This is a genomic window from Pseudomonas sp. GW823-FHT04A03 (assembly GCF_058796615.1).
The window spans coordinates 108,941-128,475 of sequence record NZ_JBXAIV010000014.1 but is presented as its reverse complement, the minus strand read 5'-3'; the positions used below and the strand labels follow the sequence as shown (position 1 = coordinate 128,475).

Annotated in this window: 21 protein-coding genes; 18 read left to right on the top strand and 3 right to left on the bottom strand. The window is 61.4% G+C overall.

Features of this window, described 5'->3' with window-relative positions:
- The first annotated feature begins 13 nt into the window (after positions 1-13).
- The 15 genes from AC1Q9F_RS25995 to AC1Q9F_RS25925 all read left to right on the top strand — a co-directional run bounded on the left by AC1Q9F_RS25995 (position 14) and on the right by AC1Q9F_RS25925 (position 15,260).
- Positions 14-799 (top strand): TatD family hydrolase, encoded by a 786-nt coding sequence (locus AC1Q9F_RS25995; protein WP_492621240.1) that lies wholly within the window; start codon positions 14-16, stop codon positions 797-799.
- Between the two features lie 341 nt (positions 800-1,140).
- Positions 1,141-1,779: a TetR/AcrR family transcriptional regulator gene (locus AC1Q9F_RS25990; protein WP_007950805.1), complete on the top strand. Its 639-nt coding sequence runs from the start codon at positions 1,141-1,143 to the stop codon at positions 1,777-1,779.
- 138 nt (positions 1,780-1,917) lie between these two features.
- Positions 1,918-2,886, top strand: coding sequence for a GTP 3',8-cyclase MoaA (locus AC1Q9F_RS25985; RefSeq protein WP_492621239.1), 969 nt, complete (start codon positions 1,918-1,920; stop codon positions 2,884-2,886).
- 166 nt (positions 2,887-3,052) lie between these two features.
- A complete protein-coding gene (locus AC1Q9F_RS25980) occupies positions 3,053-3,658 on the top strand; it encodes a DUF4823 domain-containing protein (RefSeq protein WP_207983637.1) in 606 nt (201 codons plus the stop codon).
- Positions 3,659-3,673: 15 nt separating this feature from the next.
- A complete protein-coding gene (locus AC1Q9F_RS25975) occupies positions 3,674-4,234 on the top strand; it encodes a DUF1285 domain-containing protein (RefSeq protein WP_207983636.1) in 561 nt (186 codons plus the stop codon).
- 102 nt (positions 4,235-4,336) lie between these two features.
- Positions 4,337-5,053 (top strand): FadR/GntR family transcriptional regulator, encoded by a 717-nt coding sequence (locus tag AC1Q9F_RS25970; RefSeq protein ID WP_115078840.1) that lies wholly within the window; start codon positions 4,337-4,339, stop codon positions 5,051-5,053.
- A 25-nt stretch (positions 5,054-5,078) separates the two neighbouring features.
- Positions 5,079-5,954 (top strand): SMP-30/gluconolactonase/LRE family protein, encoded by an 876-nt coding sequence (locus AC1Q9F_RS25965; RefSeq protein WP_492621238.1) that lies wholly within the window; start codon positions 5,079-5,081, stop codon positions 5,952-5,954.
- A 270-nt stretch (positions 5,955-6,224) separates the two neighbouring features.
- Positions 6,225-7,043: an SDR family oxidoreductase gene (locus tag AC1Q9F_RS25960; RefSeq protein WP_011335425.1), complete on the top strand. Its 819-nt coding sequence runs from the start codon at positions 6,225-6,227 to the stop codon at positions 7,041-7,043.
- A gap of 143 nt (positions 7,044-7,186) precedes the next feature.
- Positions 7,187-8,191, top strand: a complete 1,005-nt coding sequence (locus tag AC1Q9F_RS25955; protein WP_492621237.1) for a substrate-binding domain-containing protein — start codon at positions 7,187-7,189, stop codon at positions 8,189-8,191.
- A 56-nt stretch (positions 8,192-8,247) separates the two neighbouring features.
- Positions 8,248-9,792, top strand: a complete 1,545-nt coding sequence (gene araG / locus AC1Q9F_RS25950; RefSeq protein ID WP_007950823.1) for an L-arabinose ABC transporter ATP-binding protein AraG — start codon at positions 8,248-8,250, stop codon at positions 9,790-9,792.
- A gap of 12 nt (positions 9,793-9,804) precedes the next feature.
- Positions 9,805-10,773 (top strand): L-arabinose ABC transporter permease AraH, encoded by a 969-nt coding sequence (araH, locus tag AC1Q9F_RS25945; protein ID WP_230732760.1) that lies wholly within the window; start codon positions 9,805-9,807, stop codon positions 10,771-10,773.
- A gap of 118 nt (positions 10,774-10,891) precedes the next feature.
- A complete protein-coding gene (locus AC1Q9F_RS25940) occupies positions 10,892-11,605 on the top strand; it encodes a GntR family transcriptional regulator (RefSeq protein WP_492621236.1) in 714 nt (237 codons plus the stop codon).
- Complete coding sequence (locus AC1Q9F_RS25935; RefSeq protein WP_492621235.1) at positions 11,602-12,600, top strand: ADP-ribosylglycohydrolase family protein; 999 nt, start codon at positions 11,602-11,604, stop codon at positions 12,598-12,600. Before AC1Q9F_RS25940 ends, AC1Q9F_RS25935 begins: the two co-directional genes overlap by 4 nt.
- A 271-nt stretch (positions 12,601-12,871) precedes the next feature.
- Complete coding sequence (locus tag AC1Q9F_RS25930; RefSeq protein WP_085683520.1) at positions 12,872-14,338, top strand: purine-cytosine permease family protein; 1,467 nt, start codon at positions 12,872-12,874, stop codon at positions 14,336-14,338.
- On the top strand, positions 14,331-15,260 hold the full coding sequence (locus tag AC1Q9F_RS25925; protein ID WP_492621234.1) for a PfkB family carbohydrate kinase: 930 nt from the start codon (positions 14,331-14,333) through the stop codon (positions 15,258-15,260). Before AC1Q9F_RS25930 ends, AC1Q9F_RS25925 begins: the two co-directional genes overlap by 8 nt.
- On the opposite strand, the gene AC1Q9F_RS25920 is transcribed toward AC1Q9F_RS25925, so the two are convergent.
- The 3 genes from AC1Q9F_RS25920 to AC1Q9F_RS25910 all read right to left on the bottom strand — a co-directional run bounded on the left by AC1Q9F_RS25920 (position 15,254) and on the right by AC1Q9F_RS25910 (position 17,627).
- A complete protein-coding gene (locus AC1Q9F_RS25920; RefSeq protein ID WP_492621233.1) occupies positions 15,254-15,583 on the bottom strand; it encodes a hypothetical protein in 330 nt (109 codons plus the stop codon). The two genes, AC1Q9F_RS25925 and AC1Q9F_RS25920, sit on opposite strands and share 7 nt — an antisense overlap.
- Before the next feature lie 82 nt (positions 15,584-15,665).
- The gene (locus AC1Q9F_RS25915) at positions 15,666-16,862 is read right to left on the bottom strand and encodes an MFS transporter (protein WP_492621232.1); all 1,197 of its coding nucleotides are present in this window, start codon (positions 16,860-16,862) and stop codon (positions 15,666-15,668) included.
- Between the two features lie 111 nt (positions 16,863-16,973).
- Positions 16,974-17,627 carry an HD domain-containing protein gene (locus AC1Q9F_RS25910; RefSeq protein WP_492621231.1) on the bottom strand — a complete coding sequence of 218 codons (654 nt, stop codon included), beginning with the start codon at positions 17,625-17,627 and terminating at the stop codon, positions 16,974-16,976.
- Positions 17,628-17,738: 111 nt separating this feature from the next.
- Here AC1Q9F_RS25910 and AC1Q9F_RS25905 point away from each other — a divergent pair, with 111 nt between their 5' ends.
- The 3 genes from AC1Q9F_RS25905 (at position 17,739) to AC1Q9F_RS25895 (ending at position 19,531) form a co-directional block, all read left to right on the top strand.
- Complete coding sequence (locus AC1Q9F_RS25905; RefSeq protein ID WP_492621230.1) at positions 17,739-18,218, top strand: GNAT family N-acetyltransferase; 480 nt, start codon at positions 17,739-17,741, stop codon at positions 18,216-18,218.
- Positions 18,219-18,377: 159 nt separating this feature from the next.
- A complete protein-coding gene (locus AC1Q9F_RS25900; RefSeq protein ID WP_492621229.1) occupies positions 18,378-19,040 on the top strand; it encodes a hypothetical protein in 663 nt (220 codons plus the stop codon).
- Positions 19,037-19,531, top strand: a complete 495-nt coding sequence (locus AC1Q9F_RS25895) for a PAAR domain-containing protein (protein WP_289203581.1) — start codon at positions 19,037-19,039, stop codon at positions 19,529-19,531. The genes AC1Q9F_RS25900 and AC1Q9F_RS25895 overlap by 4 nt, the downstream gene beginning before the upstream one ends.
- The last annotated feature ends 4 nt before the right edge of the window (positions 19,532-19,535 follow it).

Sequence of the window (19,535 nt, the reverse complement as noted above, 5' to 3'; positions counted from 1 at the left end):
TGCAGTCCTTTTTATGCTCGTAGATTCCCATTGTCACCTTGATCGCCTCGATCTCGCCGCTCACGACGGTTCCCTGGATGCCGCGCTGGATGCGGCCCGTCAGCGCGGGGTCGGACACTTCCTGTGCATCGGCGTCAGCGCCGACAACGCGGCCGACGTCAAAGCCCTGGCCGAGCGTTACGACGACGTCGATTGCTCGGTCGGCGTACATCCGCTGGATGTGCAGCCGGGCGCGGCGCCAGCGCTGGACTGGCTGCTGCACGAGCTCAATCACCCGAAAGTGGTGGCGATCGGCGAAACCGGTCTGGACTATCACTACGAACCAGAGGCGGCGGAGCTGCAGCAGGAATCGTTCCGTCTGCACCTGCAAGCCGCGCAACAGACCGGCAAACCGGTGATCATCCACACCCGTGGCGCCCGCGCCGACACGCTCGAATTGCTGCGCGAAGCCGCGTTGCCCCAGGCCGGTGTGTTGCATTGCTTCACCGAAGACTGGGACATGGCCAAGGCGGCGCTGGACATGGGTTATTACATTTCCCTGTCGGGCATCGTCACCTTCCGCAATGCTGATGCGCTGCGCGATGTGGCGAGCAAGGTTCCGGCCGATCGCCTGCTGGTGGAGACCGATTCGCCGTACCTGGCGCCGATCCCGTATCGCGGCAAACCGAACCTGCCGCAATACGTGCGGGAAGTGGCAGAGTTTCTGGCGATGCTGCGCGGGGAGAACTACGAGCGCTTTGCCGAGCAGACCACCGAGAACTTCCAGCGACTGTTTCCGCTGGCGAATGTAAAAGCCTGAATCGCAGGCAAAAAAAACCCGGGTTCTGGGGGGTGAATCCGGGTTAAGACCATTAGGAGTAAAACAAAGGCACGCGGTCCCTTGGTACCTTTACCGGCGCGACACTTGGGGGAGATGTCGCCCGACAGTTCAAGTATTGATCAGTCTGGCGCCGAGTCCAGTTGGCCAACCGGGGTTTTTAAACAAATTTGGAATACGTTCGCTTCGGTTATGTTCTCATTCCCCCCGAAACGTTCGTGAAATGAACAAGAAACACAGATATGGTCGGATGATCCGTGCATTTTTGCGCAAGTTAGGCATAATACGCGGCTTCGAATTTTGACCCCTACAGACCTTTTCTTATGCACAAAGAACCTCGTAAGGTCCGTGAGTTTCGTCGCCGCGAGCAAGAAATTCTCGATACCGCGCTCAAGCTGTTCCTCGAACAAGGTGAAGACAGTGTCACCGTCGAGATGATTGCTGATGCCGTGGGTATCGGCAAAGGCACGATCTACAAGCACTTCAAGTCCAAGGCCGAAATCTATCTGCGCCTGATGCTCGATTACGAGCGCGACTTGAACGAGCTGTTGCATTCGGCCGATGTCGACAAGGACAAGGAAGCGCTGTCCCGTGCCTACTTTGAATTCCGCATGCGCGACCCGCAGCGCTATCGCCTGTTCGATCGCCTGGAAGAGAAGGTGGTCAAGGGCAATCAGGTGCCCGAGATGGTCGAGGAGCTGCACAAGATCCGTGCCTCGAACTTCGAACGCCTGACGCTGCTCATCAAGGGCCGCATCAGCGAAGGCAAGCTCGAAGACGTGCCGCCGTACTTCCACTACTGCGCATCCTGGGCGCTGGTGCACGGCGCGGTGGCGCTGTATCACTCGCCGTTCTGGAGCAATGTGCTGGAAGATCAGGAAGGTTTCTTCCAGTTCCTGATGGACATCGGCGTGCGCATGGGCAACAAGCGCAAGCGCGACCCTGAAACACCGAGCAGCTGAATCATTCAGTCGCCTTATGCGCCGTGTTTTTCGCTACATGGCGCAGTACCGCAGGAATATACTCAGGCATAGGGCTTGCTAAAACTTGAATTGTGAGTCAAGTTTTAGTCGCTCGATTTTCCATCGCCGGAGTGCTTCATGATCGTTGACCGTCAAGGCAGGCGTTTTCGCAATTTGCGGATCAGTCTGACTTCAGCCTGCAATTACGCCTGTACCTACTGCGTGCCTAACGGCAAGCGGCTGGTGGCTGCGCAGGATGAACTGTCGGCCGAGGCCATGGCACGCGGCGTGGCTTATCTGATCGAAGCCGCCGGCATCGAGCGCCTGCGCATCACCGGTGGCGAGCCGCTGGTCAGCCCCAAGCTCGAATCTTTCATGAACGCCGTCGGCAAGATGGGCCTGGAAGACATCAGCCTGACCACCAACGGCCAGCTCCTGGCGAAAAAACTCCCGCTGCTGGTCGATGCCGGCCTGCGACGCATCAACGTTTCCCTCGATACCCTGGACGCCGGCGCGTTCCGCAGCATTGCCCGTGGCGGCGATCTGGCCACCGTGCTGGATGGCATGGATCAGGCGGCCGCGGCGGGGATGAAGATCAAGGTCAACATGGTGCCATTACGCGGACAGAACCTCGACCAGGTGATGCCGCTGCTCGATTACTGCCTCGAGCGCGGTTTTGAGCTGCGCTTCATCGAGCTGATGCGCATGGGCCACCTGGCCACCGATTCCAACGCCTTCCTGCAACAGTTCGTCAGCCTGCAACAGCTGCTGAGCCTGATCGGCGAGCACTACGAGTACGCGCAAACCGACGCGCCGGTGGACGCCACGGCGGTTCGCTATGCGATTCCCGGTCGGGGTAACTTCGGCGTGATCGCCAACGAAAGTGTGCCGTTCTGCCGAACCTGCTCGCGCCTGCGTCTGTCGTCCACCGGATGGCTGCATGGCTGCCTGTCGTCGAGCAACCGCCACTACGTCGGTGACCTGCTCGACAAGCCGCGTCATAAGGCGCTGCCAGCGTTGCAGCGACTGCTGGTCAAGGCGCTGGGCGACAAGCAGGAAGTCGCGTTCTCCGGCGGCGCGACCGTCATGAAGATCATCGGCGGCTGAAAATCCTCATCGCGAGCAGGCTCGCTCCCACAGGAATGCTGACTCCTGTGGGAGCGAGCCTGCTCGCGATTACGATCGAACAATCGACGAAGATCTGGAAATGGCGCAAAAGCTGCATCCTACGGCCATTCGCCGGTTTTCCGTCACCGGCTTCTGGAGGATTAGGATGCGTAGCCTGGTTTTGCTGCTGGCCGTTTTGGCGCTGGGCGGCTGTATGACTGTCAGTGACATGGCCGAAGGGACTCGCTACCAGATGAGCGACGCTGGGCTGCTGGATCACAGCGACAGCCGTCGCGTAAACAATTTCCGCATTCAGCCGGATTCGTTCATCTACATCGCGCAAGGCTCGTTCGCGCCGCCGGGTGGTTCTTACCCGCGTCCCAACGTCGTCGCTGAGGAGGCCTTCAAAGGCTTCGTCGAATACTTCCCGATGGTCCGCCGCGCCCGTGCGCCGGAAGGCCTCGACCAGGCGATGGGCGAAGCCCGCGACGCCGGTGCCCACTACCTGCTGTACACCCGTTTTGCCAAGGCCGACGACCGCATCGGCAACTCCGATGAGTGGCTGGATCAGGAAGCCGTGGATCGCCTCGGTATCGACGACGGGGTGATTCAGATCATGTTGATCGAGACCAGCACCCAGTATTTGATTGATACTGCACGGATCAAGAGTCGTGGCGGTTTACTGACGTTCCACGACAACAAGCCCGAAGACCTGATCGGCCCACCGCTTGCGCAGTACGCGCGCAGCCTGCTGGGCGTCGGGGACCAGTAATTCAAGGAGTACGCCATGAGTGGCCCGCAAAAAGCCAATGACCTGCTGGGGCAAATCCCCAAAACCAAAGGCTTGCCGCCGGTGCACTTGTGGAACCCGGATTTCTGCGGCGACATCGACATGCGCATCGCCCGGGACGGCACCTGGTACTACCTGGGCACGCCGATCGGGCGCAAGCCGATGGTCAAGCTGTTCTCCACCATCATCCGCCGCGACGGCGATGACTATTTCCTGATTACTCCGGTTGAGAAAGTCGGGATCAAGGTCGACGACGTGCCATTCGTGGCGATTGCCGTCGAGGTGGAAGGCGAGGGTGAGGCGCAGTTACTGCGCTTTACCACCAATGTCGATGAAACCACCGAGGCCGGCGCGGAACATCCGATCCGCGTCGAGATCGATCCGACCACGCAAGAACCTGCGCCCTACGTGCATGTGCGCACCAACCTCGAAGCGCTGATCCACCGCAACGTGTTCTACCAATTGGTCGAGCTGGCAGTCAGCCGTGAAATCGATGGTCAGCGCTGGCTTGGCGTCTGGAGCGGCGGCGAGTTCTTCCGCATCGGTCTCGAACCTTAAAAAAACCGCAGTCTGTAAAAACAGGCTGCGGTTTTTTGTCGTTGACTCTTAATCATATGATGATTAGCGTGGACACCCACAGCGAACGGCTTCGGGGTGTCCATGTCGAGCAGTTTTCACGCATCAACGGTTGACTGGCTGGGCGCCTGGATTGCCGCCGGCCAGGTCAAACCCGGACAGGCGATCAAGGTCGAGGCCGATCTGGGCGAGCAGCTCGGGGTCAGTCGCACGGTGATCCGCGAAGCCATCAAGACCCTCGTCGCCAAAGGCATGCTTGAAGTCGGGCCGAAAGTCGGCACGCGGGTGTTGCCGATCAAGCGCTGGAACCTGTTCGATCCGCAAGTCGTGGGCTGGCTGTCACGCAGCGGTCTGCCGGAAAACTTCGTCGATGACCTGCTCGACCTGCGCCGCACCATCGAACCGATGGCGGTGCGCTGGGCCTGCGAGCGGGCCACTGTCGAACAGGTGCAAGCCATTCAGCAAGCCTACAACGCCCTGGAGAGGGCCGCGCACAGCGGCATCGATTACAACCGCGCCGACCAGTTCTTCCACGAATGCATTCTCGCCGCCAGCCACAATCAATTCATCGAGCAAATGGTGCCGGCCCTCGGCGCCCTGCTTGCCGTGTCCTTCGAAGTCTCGGCGGCCGATCCCGACGAATTGCGCCGCACACTGCCCATCCACAAAGACATGGCCGACGCCATCGCCGCCCGGGATGCCGCGCGTGGCGTGTGGGCCTGCATGACCCTGATCGACAATGCCGACCTGGCCATCAAGCGGTTCTACCCGCAGGTGATGGCCGACAAAAAAGCCAGCTGACAAAAACAACAAGACAGGAGGTTGCATGACGTGGACTGCGGTGACAGAGCATCGGGCGCAACTGGGCGAAGGCCCGTTCTGGGACGCACCAACCCAGGCGCTGTACTGGGTGGACATCGCCGGCAAGCAGGCGCTACGCCTGATCGGGCAGAACGTACAGATCTGGCAGATGCCGGAGCACGTCTCGGCGTTCATTCCCTGCGCCAGCGGCGACGCGCTGGTGACTCTGAGCAGCGGCGTCTACCGGCTCGATCTGGATTCCCCCGGACTTGAGCCGCGACTGACACTGTTCTGCGTCGCCGATCCGCAACCGGGCAACCGCGCCAACGAAGCACGTTGCGATGGCCAGGGCCGCTTGTGGCTCGGGACGATGCAAAACAACATCGGCGAACAGGGTGAAGATCTGTCGATCACGCGTCGCTCCGGCGGGCTGTTCCGGGTTGATCCGGATAAACGCGTCACGCCATTGCTGCGCGGCCTGGGCATTCCCAACACGTTGCTCTGGAGCGACGACGGCACCACGCTGTTGTTCGGCGACAGCCTCGACAGCACTTTGTACCGCTATTTCATTCACACCGACGGCAACCTCGACACCGCCCAGCCTTGGTACAGCGCCGATCAGCACGGCGGCCCGGACGGCTCGGCGATGGACGCCGAGGGCTACATCTGGAACGCCCGCTGGGACGGCAGCTGCCTGCTGCGCCTGACACCGGATGGCCAGATTGACCGCAAGATCGACCTGCCGATCAGCCGTCCCACCAGTTGCGTGTTCGGCGGCGAAGACCTGAAAACCCTGTACATCACCAGCGCCAAAAGTCCGCTGAACCACCCGCTGGACGGGGCGGTGCTGTCGCTGCAGGTGGATGCTGCCGGAAAGCTCTGTACTCGATTCGCCGGTTGAATCCCAAAATATGGGATGCAAAATTATATATTGAGATTATTCGGCGGTCGGGTTTATAGTCGGCTCCAGCAGTAACACGCACTCACACTTAAAAAGAACAAAACAGGTGAAGTGATGCAGCGAATTTCCATCGCACTCCACAGCGGAGTCAGCACTTCGGGCCGTTTCGGTACTGATGCGTGCGCTCGCCTGTTTTGTTCCAGAAGCCTTCCAGACCGGACATCGTCAGATGCCCGGTTTTTTTATGCTTTCGAACAGGAGTCCTGATTCATGGCTGAACCTCTGTCCCTGCCACCGGTGCCCGAGCCACCGAAAGGTGAGCGCCTTAAAAACAAGGTCGTATTGCTGACCGGCGCCGCCCAAGGCATCGGCGAAGCAATCGTCGCGACCTTCGCCTCGCAGCAGGCCAAACTGGTGATCAGCGATATCCAGGCTGAAAAGGTCGAGAAAGTCGCCGCGCACTGGCGCGAGCAGGGCGCCGATGTGCAAGCGATCAAGGCCGACGTCTCGCGTCAGCAGGATCTGCATGCCATGGCCAAACTGGCCATCGAGCTGCACGGTCGCATCGACGTGCTGGTCAACTGCGCCGGGGTCAATGTGTTCCGTGATCCGCTGGAAATGACTGAAGAAGACTGGAAACGCTGCTTCGCCATCGACCTCGACGGCGCCTGGTACGGCTGCAAAGCCGTGTTGCCGCAGATGATCGAGCAAGGCATCGGTAGCATCATCAACATTGCCTCGACCCATTCCACCAACATTATTCCCGGCTGCTTCCCATACCCGGTGGCCAAGCACGGCTTGCTCGGGCTGACCCGCGCGCTGGGCATCGAGTACGCGCCGAAGGGCATTCGCGTCAACGCCATCGCCCCGGGCTACATCGAAACCCAGCTCAACGTCGATTACTGGAACGGCTTCGCCGATCCGCATGCAGAACGTCAGCGCGCCTTTGATCTGCATCCACCGAAACGCATTGGTCAGCCGATTGAAGTGGCGATGACCGCCGTGTTCCTGGCCAGTGATGAAGCGCCGTTCATCAACGCCTCGTGCATCACCATCGATGGTGGTCGCTCGGTGATGTACCACGACTGAAAATCCGGATTTCAGGTGGCAAGCTCCGCCTGAAATCCAATCATCATACGATATGACTATTGTCGTCATGATTCGCGGGAAACGCTTCGACCGCTGTAACGCTTTTCAAATAACGCTCAAGAAAAATAACAAGGAGTCTGCTTATGAAACGTCGTTTCGGGATTCGTACCCTGTGCAGTACCGCGCTGGCGGTCACTGCGTTCAGCCTGAGCAGTTCGCTGCTGGCCGCCGATCCGGTGAAGATCGGTTTTCTGGTCAAGCAGGCCGAAGAGCCGTGGTTCCAGACTGAATGGGCCTTCGCCGAGAAAGCTGCCAAGGACAAAGGCTTCGAGCTGATCAAGATCGCCGTGCCGGACGGCGAGAAAACCCTCTCGGCCATCGATAGCCTCGCGGCCAACGGCGCCAAGGGCTTCGTCATCTGCCCGCCGGACGTGTCCCTCGGCCCTGCGATCATGGCCAAGGCCAAACTCAATGACCTGAAAGTCATCGCCGTCGACGACCGCTTCGTCGACGCCAATGGCAAGTTCATGGAGGACGTGCCGTACCTCGGCATGGCCGCGTTCGAAGTCGGCCAGAAGCAGGGCGCCGCCATGGCCGCCGAGGCGAAAAAGCGAAACTGGGACTGGAAAGACACCTACGCGGTGGTCAACACCTACAACGAACTCGACACCGGCAAGAAGCGCACCGACGGTTCGATGAAGGCCCTCGAAGACGCGGGCATGCCAAAGGATCACATTCTGACCGCCGCCCTGAAAACCCTCGACGTACCGGGCAGCATGGACGCCACCAACTCGGCGCTGGTCAAGCTGCCGGGCGCGGCGAAGAACCTGATCATCGGCGGCATGAACGACAACACCGTGCTCGGCGGCGTGCGCGCCACCGAAGCCGCCGGGTTTGCCGCGGTCAACGTGATCGGTATCGGCATCAACGGCACCGATGCGATCGGCGAGCTGAAAAAGCCCAATAGCGGCTTCTACGGTTCGATGCTGCCGAGCCCGCACATCGAGGGCTACAACACCGCGAGCATGATGTACGAGTGGGTCACCACCGGCAAAGAACCGCCGAAGTACACCGCGATGGACGACGTCACCCTGATCACCCGCGACAACTTCAAGCAGGAGCTGGAGAAGATCGGCCTGTGGAACTGACGGCAGCGACGGCCCGGGCAGCCGGGCCGTTTGAACGGTGTGATGAGGTGGCTTAAATGCACGCGCAAGTACAGACACAAGAACACAGCGCCAGCGGCAGCCTGCGTTTCAACGGGATCGGCAAGACCTTCCCGGGCGTGAAGGCGCTGGACGGCATCAGTTTCGTCGCCCATCCCGGGCAGGTTCACGCCTTGATGGGCGAGAACGGCGCCGGCAAATCGACCCTGCTGAAAATCCTCGGCGGCGCCTACATTCCGAGCAGCGGCGAGCTGCAGATCGGCGAGCGGACGATGGCGTTCAAGTCGACCGCCGACAGCATCGGCAGCGGTGTGGCGGTGATTCACCAGGAGCTGCATCTGGTGCCGGAAATGACCGTGGCCGAGAACCTGTTTCTCGGTCACCTGCCGGCCAGTTTCGGCCTGATCAATCGCGGCGCGCTGCGCCAGCAAGCCTTGGCTTGCCTCAAAGGTCTGGCCGATGAAATCGACCCGCAGACCAAGGTCGGACGCCTGTCCCTCGGCCAGCGGCAACTGGTGGAAATCGCCAAGGCATTGTCCCGTGGCGCGCATGTGATCGCGTTCGACGAACCGACCAGCAGCCTCTCGGCGCGGGAAATCGACCGCTTGATGGCGATCATCGGCCGGCTGCGCGACGAAGGCAAAGTCGTGCTTTACGTCTCCCATCGCATGGAAGAAGTGTTCCGCATCTGCGACGCGGTGACGGTGTTCAAGGACGGTCGCTACGTGCGCACCTTCGACGACATGAGCCAGTTGACCCACGATCAACTGGTGACCTGCATGGTCGGGCGCGACATTCAGGACATCTACGATTATCGCGGTCGTCCGCGCGGTGCCGTGGCGTTAAGAGTTGATGGCTTGCTCGGCCCGGGCCTGCGCGAGCCGATCAGTTTCGATGCGCACAAAGGCGAGATTCTTGGCCTGTTCGGACTGGTCGGGGCAGGGCGTACCGAGCTGTTTCGATTGCTCAGCGGTCTGGAACGCAACACCGCCGGGCGCCTGGAATTGCGTGGCCATGAACTGAAGCTGCGTTCGCCCCGCGATGCGATTGCAGCCGGGATTCTGCTGTGCCCGGAGGATCGCAAGAAGGAAGGCATCATCCCGCTCGCCAGCGTCGCCGAGAACATCAACATCAGTGCGCGCGGCGCGAACTCAGGGCTCGGTTGCCTGCTGCGCGGGATCTGGGAAAAGGGCAACGCCGACAAACAGATCAAGGCCCTGAAAGTGAAAACGCCCCACGCCGGGCAACAGATCAAGTTCCTGTCCGGCGGCAATCAGCAGAAAGCCATTCTCGGTCGTTGGCTGTCGATGCCGATGAAAGTCCTGCTGCTCGACGAGCCGACCCGGGGCATCGACATCGGCGCCAAGGCCGAGATCTACCAGATCATCCATAACCTGGCCGCCGACGGCATTTCGGTGATCGTGGTGTCCAGCGATCTGATGGAAGTGATGGGCATTTCCGACCGCATTCTGGTGCTGTGCGAGGGCGCCCTGCGTGGCGAAGTCAGCCGCGACCAGGCCAACGAATCCAACCTGCTGCAACTGGCTTTGCCGCGCCACCGCGCTGACGGCGTGGCGAACTGAGAGGTGACTATGATGACAACCCAAAACGAAACCCTGCCGACCGCGCGCAAACCTCTGGATATGCGGCGCTTCCTCGATGACTGGGTGATGCTGCTGGCGGCAGTGGGCATTTTTGTCGCCTGCACCTTGCTGATCGACAACTTCCTCTCGCCGCTGAACATGCGTGGCTTGGGCCTGGCGATTTCCACCACCGGGATCGCCGCGTGCACCATGTTGTATTGCCTGGCGTCGGGGCATTTCGACCTGTCGGTGGGTTCGGTAATTGCCTGCGCCGGGGTGGTTGCGGCGGTGGTGATGCGAGACACCAACAGCGTGTTTCTCGGTGTCAGCGCGGCGCTGGTGATGGGCCTGATCGTCGGCCTGATCAACGGCATCGTGATCGCCAAGTTGCGGGTCAATGCGCTGATCACGACGCTGGCAACCATGCAGATCGTCCGTGGCCTGGCCTACATTTTTGCCAACGGCAAAGCGGTGGGCGTGTCCCAGGAATCGTTCTTCGTGTTCGGCAACGGCCAGCTGTTCGGCGTGCCGGTGCCGATCCTGATCACCATCGTCTGCTTCCTGTTTTTCGGCTGGTTGCTGAACTACACGACCTACGGGCGCAACACCATGGCCATCGGCGGCAACCAGGAAGCGGCGTTGCTGGCAGGGGTGAATGTTGATCGCACGAAGATCATCATCTTCGCGGTGCATGGCGTGATCGGTGCGCTGGCAGGGGTGATTCTGGCTTCGCGGATGACTTCGGGTCAGCCGATGATCGGCCAGGGTTTTGAGCTGACGGTGATTTCGGCTTGCGTGCTGGGCGGGGTGTCGCTGAGCGGCGGGATCGGGATGATCCGGCATGTGATTGCCGGGGTTTTGATTCTGGCGATTATCGAGAATGCGATGAACCTGAAGAATATCGACACGTTTTATCAGTATGTGATTCGTGGGTCGATTCTGCTGTTGGCTGTGGTGATCGACCGTCTGAAACAGCGCTGAGATCAAAGCTCTTCTGACCCTCTCCTTCGGGAGAGGGTGCTTTCAACGCCACGCCTTCTGTCTCCTTCCCCAAAATATCCCTTGCCCGCTCCAGCCCGTTTCGGTTATCACTTTGTACATGATTAGACAGGTACGATTTGACAAGAAACAACGGGTGGTCGACGAGCTCGTCCGACGCATCGAAAGCGGCCTCATGGAGGACGGCTTTCTGTTGCCCGGAGAGCACCAGTTGGCTCAGGAATTCAACGTCAGCCGTGGCACGTTGCGCGAAGCGCTGGCTGAACTGAAGCGGCGCAATTACATCGCCACGCAAAGCGGGGTCGGTTCCATCGTCACGTTTGACGGGGTGGTGCTCGACCAGCGCAGCGGATGGGCCCAGGCTCTGGCCGACAGTGGGGCGCTGATCAATACCGATGTGCTGCGCCTGGAGGCCGTGACCCGCGAGGATCTGCTTCCGCGTTTCGGCTCCGATCAGTTCATCCTTCTCGAACGTCGCCGACGCTCCAACGACGGCACGGCGGTGTCCCTTGAACGTTCTCTGATGCCCGCTAGCGGAGGCCTGGAAAGCCTGCCGCGGGTCGGCTTGATCGACAATTCCCTGACCATCACCCTGGCCGCCTACGGTTACGTCGGCGAGCGCGGCGATCAATGGATCGGCGCCGAACCGCTCAACGCCGTGGACGCCGAACTGCTCGGCCGTCCGGAAGGTACGGTGTTCCTCAAGGCATTGCGTACCACCTACGACCGGCAAAACCGTTTCATGGAGCAGGTCGAAAGCCTGCTCGACCCGGTGCATTTCCGTCTGCACCTGCAATTTGGAGAATCGAAATGACCGCCCTCGACCGTGCCCTGGGCGCGTTTTACGGCCTGGCCCTCGGCGACGCGCTGGGCATGCCGACCCAATCCCTCAACCGCGAAACCATCAAGCAGCGCTTCGGCCAGATCACCGATCTGCAAGACGCCGGCCCCTTGCAGCCGATTGCCGTGAACATGCCCAAAGGCTCGATCACCGATGACACTGAACAGGCGATTCTGGTCGGCGAGTTGCTGGTCGAAGGCAAGGGCCTGATCGAACCGGCAGTGCTCGCGCAACGGCTGATCGAATGGGAAGCCGAGATGCAGGCCAAGGGCTCGCAGGACTTGCTCGGCCCCTCGACCAAACGTGCGATCGAAATGATCCTCGCCGGCCACTCGCCGGAAGAGGCCGGGCGCTACGGCACCACTAACGGCGCAGCGATGCGCATCACCCCGGTGGGGATTGCGGCGGATGTCGCCGACCCCGAGCGCTTTATCGCGGCGGTGGTGCAGGCTTGTCAGGTCACTCACAACACCACGCTGGGGATTTCCAGCGCGGCGGCGGTGGCGGCGGTGGTTTCGGCCGGCATCAACGGTCTGGATCTGGGCGAGGCGCTGAACCTCGGCCAACAGATCGCCCAGCAAGCGGAAGCGCACGGGCACTGGGTGGCCGGCGGGCGCATCGCCTCGCGGATCAGTTGGGCGCGCAGCATCAGTGTCGAGAGCGACCCGGTGTTGCTCGCGGATCTGCTGTACGACGTGATCGGCACCTCGGTGGCGTCGCAGGAATCGGTGGTGCTGTCGTTCGCCCTCGCGCAGCAAGTCGCGGTCGGTGAAATGACGCCGTTCGACGCGCTGTGCATGGCCGCGAGCCTGGGTGGCGACACCGACACCATCGCCGCGATTCTCGGCGCCATGCTCGGGGCCTGCCTGGGCCTGCAGAGCTGGCCGGCGCCGATGATCGAGACGGTGAAGGCCGTCAATGGTCTGGTGCTGGAACCGTTGGTGCAGGGGCTGTTGGCCTTGCGCTGATTGAACTGACGCCATCGCTGGCAAGCCAGCTCCCACAGGGACCGTGCAGACCTCAAGGTTCACTTTGAACCTGTGGGAGCTTCCACAGGGACGGTGCAAATCTCAAGGTTCACTTCGAACCTGTGGGAGCTGGCTTGCCAGCGATGGGCGCACCACAAGTCTTGAATATTCACCCGCAATGGATCGCGCAGACAGGCCCAGGAAGGGCGGGATGTCTTTTCGTTCTGCGTCATTGCCACAACCACAATAAAGGCAAACAGGAGCATTTTTCATGAGTTCATCGAACGCCGGGCAAAGCGCCGGGCAACTGGAAACCCGGGGCATCGAGCCGGTGCCGGAAGGCGAGTGCAACGGCCATCCGCTGCAACTGTTCTGGGTCTGGTTCGCTGCCAATATTTCCATTCTCGGCCTGCCACTGGGCGCCACGCTGGTTGCGTTTCGCGGCCTGGCGATCTGGCAGGCGATCATCGTCGCGATCCTCGGCGCTGCCGGTTCGTTCGCGGTGGTGGGGATCATCTCGATTGCCGGCCGTCGCGGTCGTGCGCCGAGCCTGACGCTGTCGCGGGCGATCTTCGGTGTGCGTGGCAATATCGGCCCGACGCTGGTCTCGCTGATGTCGCGCCTGGGCTGGGAAACCGTCAACACCACCACGGCCGCATTCGTGCTGTTGTCGTTGTGCTCGATCCTGTTCGGCTCGCCGGTGGAAGCCAAAAGCGCGCCAGTGCTGACCCTGATCTTCATCGCGATTTTCGTGCTGCTGACCCTGTCGGTGTCCGGCCTCGGCCACGCCACCTTGCTGGTGATCCAGAAGTGGGCGACCTACGTGTTTGGCGCCCTGAACATTCTGGTCGGCGGCTTCCTTTGCGCGACCATCGACTGGAGCGCAGTGTTCAACGCCACGCCGGCGCCGATGAGCGCGATGATCATCGGCATCGGCACCATGGCCGCCGGCACCGGGATCGGCTGGGCGAATGCTGGCGCCGACATGTCGCGCTATCAGCATCGCAGCGTCAAAGCCGTGCGCCTGGTCGCTTCGGCAGCATTCGGCGCGGGGATTCCGCTGGTGCTACTGATCACCCTCGGCGGCCTTTTGTCGGTGGGCAACAACGACCTCGCTTCGGCGACTGACCCGATCGTGGCGATCCGCGACATGCTGCCGACCTGGATGGCCGTGCCGTACCTGATCACCGCGTTCGGCGGCCTGCTGCTGTCGAACAACCTGTCGGTGTACTCCGCCGGTCTGACCACGCTGACTCTCGGCCTGAAGGTCAAACGCGTTTACGCGGTAGTGGTCGATATCGTGGCGATCTTCGCCGGTTCGATCTACTTCATGCTGATTGCCGACAGTTTCTACGGCCCGTTCATCACCTTCATTTCCCTGCTGGCGGTGCCGATCACCGCGTGGGTCGGGATCTTCGTGGTCGACCTGATTCACCGTCACTACTACAGCCCCAAAGACCTGCTCGACGTCAGCCCGAGCAGCGCCTACTGGTACAGCGGTGGCATCGAGTGGCGCGCGTTCGGCGCGTGGGCGATCGCGATCGTGCTGGGCTTCAGTTTCACCACCATCGGCACCACAGCCGAGAACGTCTGGTTCAAGGGCTTCCTGTCCGATTCGTGGCTGGGCCACAACGGCCTCGGCTGGATCGTGACGTTCGTGGTCGCCGGCGGCATTTACTTCGTACTCGGCGGAGCGAGAGATCGCCGCGCTGCGCAATCCGAGAATGCTCATGCCTAAGATGTTGCACACCGGCCAGGTCATCATCGACCTGGTCATGGCCGTGGATGCACTGCCGCAGATCGGCGGCGACGTGCTGGCGCAATCCGCCAGTTTTGAAGCCGGCGGTGGCTTCAATGTGATGGCTGCCGCCGCGCGAAACGGCTTGCCGGTGGTCTATCTAGGCCGCCACGGTAACGGGCGTTTCGGCGATCTGGCGCGCCAGGCGATGAGCGCCGAAGGCATCCGCATCGGCATCGAACAGCCTGCAGAACGCGACACCGGCATCTGCGTGGCGCTGACCGATGCGTCGGCCGAGCGCAGCTTCATTTCCTACATCGGCGCCGAAGGTGAAGTTACGGCAGCGGAGTTGAGCAGCGTCGCCGCCGAGTCGGGGGACTACGTCTATGTCAGTGGCTACAGCCTGCTGCACAGTGGCAAGGCCCAGGCATTACTGGACTGGACGCTGGCGCTGCCGAAGGCGATCAACGTAGTGTTCGATCCGGGCCCGCTGGTGGAATCGCCGGACTCACCGATGATGCAGGCGTTGCTGCCGCGCATCGATATGTGGACCAGCAACAGTGTCGAGGCGCTGCGTTTCACTGACGCGACGGACATCGAAACCGCGCTGGACCGGTTGGCTATGCACCTTCCACAGGATGTGCTGATGGTCGTGCGCGACGGCCCGCAGGGTTGCTGGATTCATCAGCGCGGCGAGCGCCAACATGTGCCGGGTTTCAAGGTGCAGGCGGTGGACAGCAACGGTGCGGGCGATGCGCACGCCGGGGTGTTCGTCGCCGGGCTGGCGCTAGGACTGGTCGCTCACGAAGCCGCAAGGCGCGCCAACGCTGCCGCTGCATTGGCCGTCACCCGCTGGGGCCCGGCGACTTCACCGGGCACGGCCGAAGTCGATGCGCTGATCCGCGAATCTGCCACCTACTGACCGGCACCCTCGGAGCCCGAACCACCGGTAGTGGTTTTCGAGCCATTGCCGGAGCCGGAGTTATCCGGCGGAACCGGATTGCCGGAAGTGCCGCCCTGGCGTCCCGGATCGTTGCCCTGGGTGCGCGGGTCGGTGCCGGTGGCGGGCGGCAGGGCGTTCTCGACGCCCGAGCCGTCGGTGTTCATGCCGGGGGCACTCTGGATGGCCGGAGCTTTCGGGCGTTCGACCGGATCGGTGGGGCCGGTTCCGGTGGCCGTCGCAGCGAAGGCCACGGGAGAGAGCAGGGCGGCGAAAACGAGAGCAGTCAACCTTGACGAGATCATGGGGTTTCTCCAGTGATTGAAATCCTTACCTGATCTTGGGCCGCCCTCGCGTCGCATAGGTGCCGGATGAGCGACGAACGGTTCAGTTCGTCAGTGCGTTTTCTACCGTGATTCGCCGCCACAACAAGCGGCCGACGGTGATCGTCCAGTTCAACGCCGCCACCACCAGCACGGTCAGCAACAGCGTCGGCATGCCGTGCTCGACGATGATTTTCCCGGCCAGCAGCGGGAAGCCGAACACGCCGATGAAGTACGCCAGACTGAACAACAGCAACGCCTGCGATGTTGTGCCAGCCGGCGCTTCGTTGGCCGCCAATCCATTGATCACCGAGTAGGTGAGGCCGTAACCGACACCGAGCATCACCGCCGCCAGCAGATAGCTGAAACCGCTCTGCACGCCGAACGCGAACAGCAAGATCGAGCCGAGCATCAACCCCGACAACAGACACGACGCACGCAGCGGATCACGCTTGACCACATAGCCTGCGATCAACATCCGGCTGCTGATCGCAGCGCTCATGAAGCCCAGGAAGAACAGCGAATAGTCCAGCGCACGGGCGGCGGCATAGCTGGTCTGGAAACTCGACAGCCCGCCGAACACGCAGCCGCCGAGGCCGACCATGATGATCGGAAAAACCGCTCGGGAACTGAGCACCTGAGCAGTCGCCTGCCATGAGATTCGTGCGGCTGACGTTGCTTGTGTACTTTTCAGACGGGCGCCGAGACGCCAGAACAGCAGCACGCCTATCAGGCTCGCCGCAGCCGCCAGATAGAACGCCGACGTCACCGGCAACCCCAGCGCACTCGCCGCACGCCCGAGCAACGGGCCGCTGCCGATCCCTGTCATCATGCTGCCTGACAGCAGCGCAAAGTATTTCGCCCGCTGTGCCGGGCTCACCAGACTGGCGACAATGATCGGCCCCAGCGTGTAGAACACGCCCCAGCCCAGACCGAGCAGCAATCCGAAAAACAGCAGCCAGTGGCCGAAGCCCGGCGTCATCGCAAACCCCAGACTCGCCGCCACCAGCAACAGCCCGAACAGCGCAATCGAACGCGCCGCGCCCAGCCAGTCGGACAGGTGCCCGGACACCAGCACCGCAACGAAGGTGCTGAGCATCGCCGCACTGATCACGCTGCCGGCGTCGTGCTCGTTGCCGCCGCGAGAACCGATCAGCAGCGAAAGCAAAAACGTCGCGCCATAGGACAGCGACAACAGATAACTGGCGAGGCAGAACAGGCCGAACAGTTTGCCCGAGACCTGGGGTGTTGCTTGAGGCATGACGCGGTTCCTTGACCGGAAAAATTGAGCGTCACCTATCTAACACGTCATGCCTGCGCCTTAGGTCTGAGCTTGGTGATCTCAGGATCGTGAATGACCGGAGTAACGCCTTCAGACCACGCCGATCTCTTCCTTGAATTGCTCCATGAAACCCTTCAGGCGTTGATGACGGATTTGCGCCAGACGTTGGCCGGCAACGGTCTGGAAACCGTCAGCGAGGTGCAGCAGTTTGGTCTGGAAATGATCGAGGCAGAATCGCTTGTCGTCGTAGTCCCTTTCCCGAGCCTCGGGATCGTGCGGGTCGTACAGCGCGCTGCCCATGCGCCCGGCGATATAAAAGGTGCGGGCGACGCCGAGCATGCCGAGGGAGTCGAGGCGGTCGGCGTCCTGCATCAGTCGGGCTTCGAGGGTTAGCGGGGTTATGTTGGCGGAAAAACTGTGGGCTTCGATGGCGTGGATGACGGCGTCGATTCTGGCTTCGGGCCAGTTCAGGTTTGCCAGCACCTTTGAGGCTTTTTCCGCTGCCAGGCGTGATGCCTGTGAACGCAGCGGCGAGTTCTTTTCCACCGCGACGCAATCGTGCAGTAGCACTGCCGCGAGCAGCAGCTCAAGGTCGCCTCCTTCCTCGGCCTGTAAGGTGCGCGCGTTGTGCCACACCCGTTGCAGGTGCGACAGGTCATGGGCGCCGTCTTCCGACGGTTCCAGCGCATGGGGCAGCAGTTCGGCGGCGAGTTCCGCGAGGGGCGAGAAAGCGAAGTTGTTCATGGGCGTCCTTTCGAATGTTCGGCCGCGCTAGCCTAATCTGTGGATTGCCATGTGACGAGCGCCGCGCGCCGCCTTAGTATGGCGTTTTCCTTTTTCCGACAAGGCCCGTCCATGACGATCGACATCCGCCCGGCGACCCCCAGCGATGCTCCGCAAATCCTCGCGTTCATCACCGAATTGGCAGACTTCGAAAAGGCCCGTCACGAAGTCATCGCCAGCGTCGCCGACATCGAGCGCAGCCTGTTCAGCGAAGGCGCCACGGCCCACGGTCTGATCTGCCTGCGCGATGGCGTACCGATCGGTTTCGCGGTGTTCTTCTTCAGCTATTCGACCTGGCTGGGTAGCAACTGCCTGTACCTCGAAGATCTCTATATCACCCCGGAACAACGGGGCGGCGGCGCCGGCAAAACCCTGCTGCGCCACCTCGCGAAAATCGCCTGCGCCAACGATTGCGGCCGCTTCGAATGGAGCGTGCTGGACTGGAACACCCCGGCCATCGAATTCTACAAATCCCTCGGCGCCCAGCCGCAGGAAGAATGGGTGCGCTACCGCATGGATGGCAAGGTGTTGCGCGAGTTTGCCGAGGGCTGAACAAATAGTGGCAATCTGACTGCTGATTTGATTGTTCAAACCGCTCTAGTCCGGCATTCTACGCGCCATTTTTGCGCGCTCACGGACGACACCTGCAATGCCTCTGGCACTCTTTCTCCACGCCCGTGGAGCCATCGCTGCGTCAACGAGTGACCGGCGATGAGCGGACTACGGGCGTCGATCCGCCTGTACGGTCTGGTCAAAAAACTCGGTTCAAGCGATAACCCGAACCGTCAACCGGTGGACATCCTCTGCACCGTCAACCGCCTCGGTGGCACAGCCATCCGTGCGTTTGTCTCGCGCCTCGATGCCGAGCTGATGACGCGCAGTGCGGGCTTCGACGACTACCGGGTGATACCGCTGCGCACGTTCGATCCGAACGGATTCATCGATGCCCATCAAGGCTGGCTGACCCTGCACGTGTGCTGCGGTTTTGTCGCGCCCGCCGGGCAATCGATTTTCCACCAAGGCGTGCTGTCGCCGATGGGCTGGTATGTCTACTCGCAAACCGGCCGCTGGACAGCCGAGCGCTATCTTGAACTCGGCCCGCAAATGGCCGAGCTGCTGCAAACCACCTACGACCAGCATCGACTGACCGGCTACAACACCTGGCTCAACCAACTCGACGACGCCACAACTGCCGAGCTGAACTGGTTTGCCGACGAAGCCTGGCAACAACTGCAAACCCTCACACCCCCGAACAGCCGCGAGCATTGTCACGCGCTGTTTGATTCCGTCGACAACCGCTGGCGTTTCGCTGCGACCGACGTCGATCTCTATCAGCCTCACCCGGAACATCTGAAGCAAGGAGCTTTGAATTGAGTGGTAAACCCGCTGCACGCGTCACCGACCCAACCGCCTGCCCACTGCCTGGCCACGGCAACAACCCGATCGTCTCCGGTTCGCCGGACGTGTTCTTCGACGGACTCCCCGCTGCGCGCATGACCGATAAATCGGCATGCGGCAGCCCGATTACCGGCGGTGTTTCCGCCACGGTATTCATCAACGGCCTGAATGCCGCGATGCTCGACAGCACCGGCGGGCACGGCAATGTCGTGGTCGGTGGATCGGGGACGGTGATTATTGGACAGAGCGGGGGAGGGGCGGCGTTTAGTGGGTTGTTGCCGATGCCGGTGCACTTCAATGATCGGATGCAGGTGATCAATGAAGCCACGGGAGAGCCTATCCCCGATCATCCTTATGCGATTCAGCGAGGGGATGGACGCATTGAGCATGGCATCACCGACGAGCGAGGCTTCACCCATATGGTCAGCTCCCATTTACCCGAAAAAATCAAACTGTTTGTAGAGTGACCGA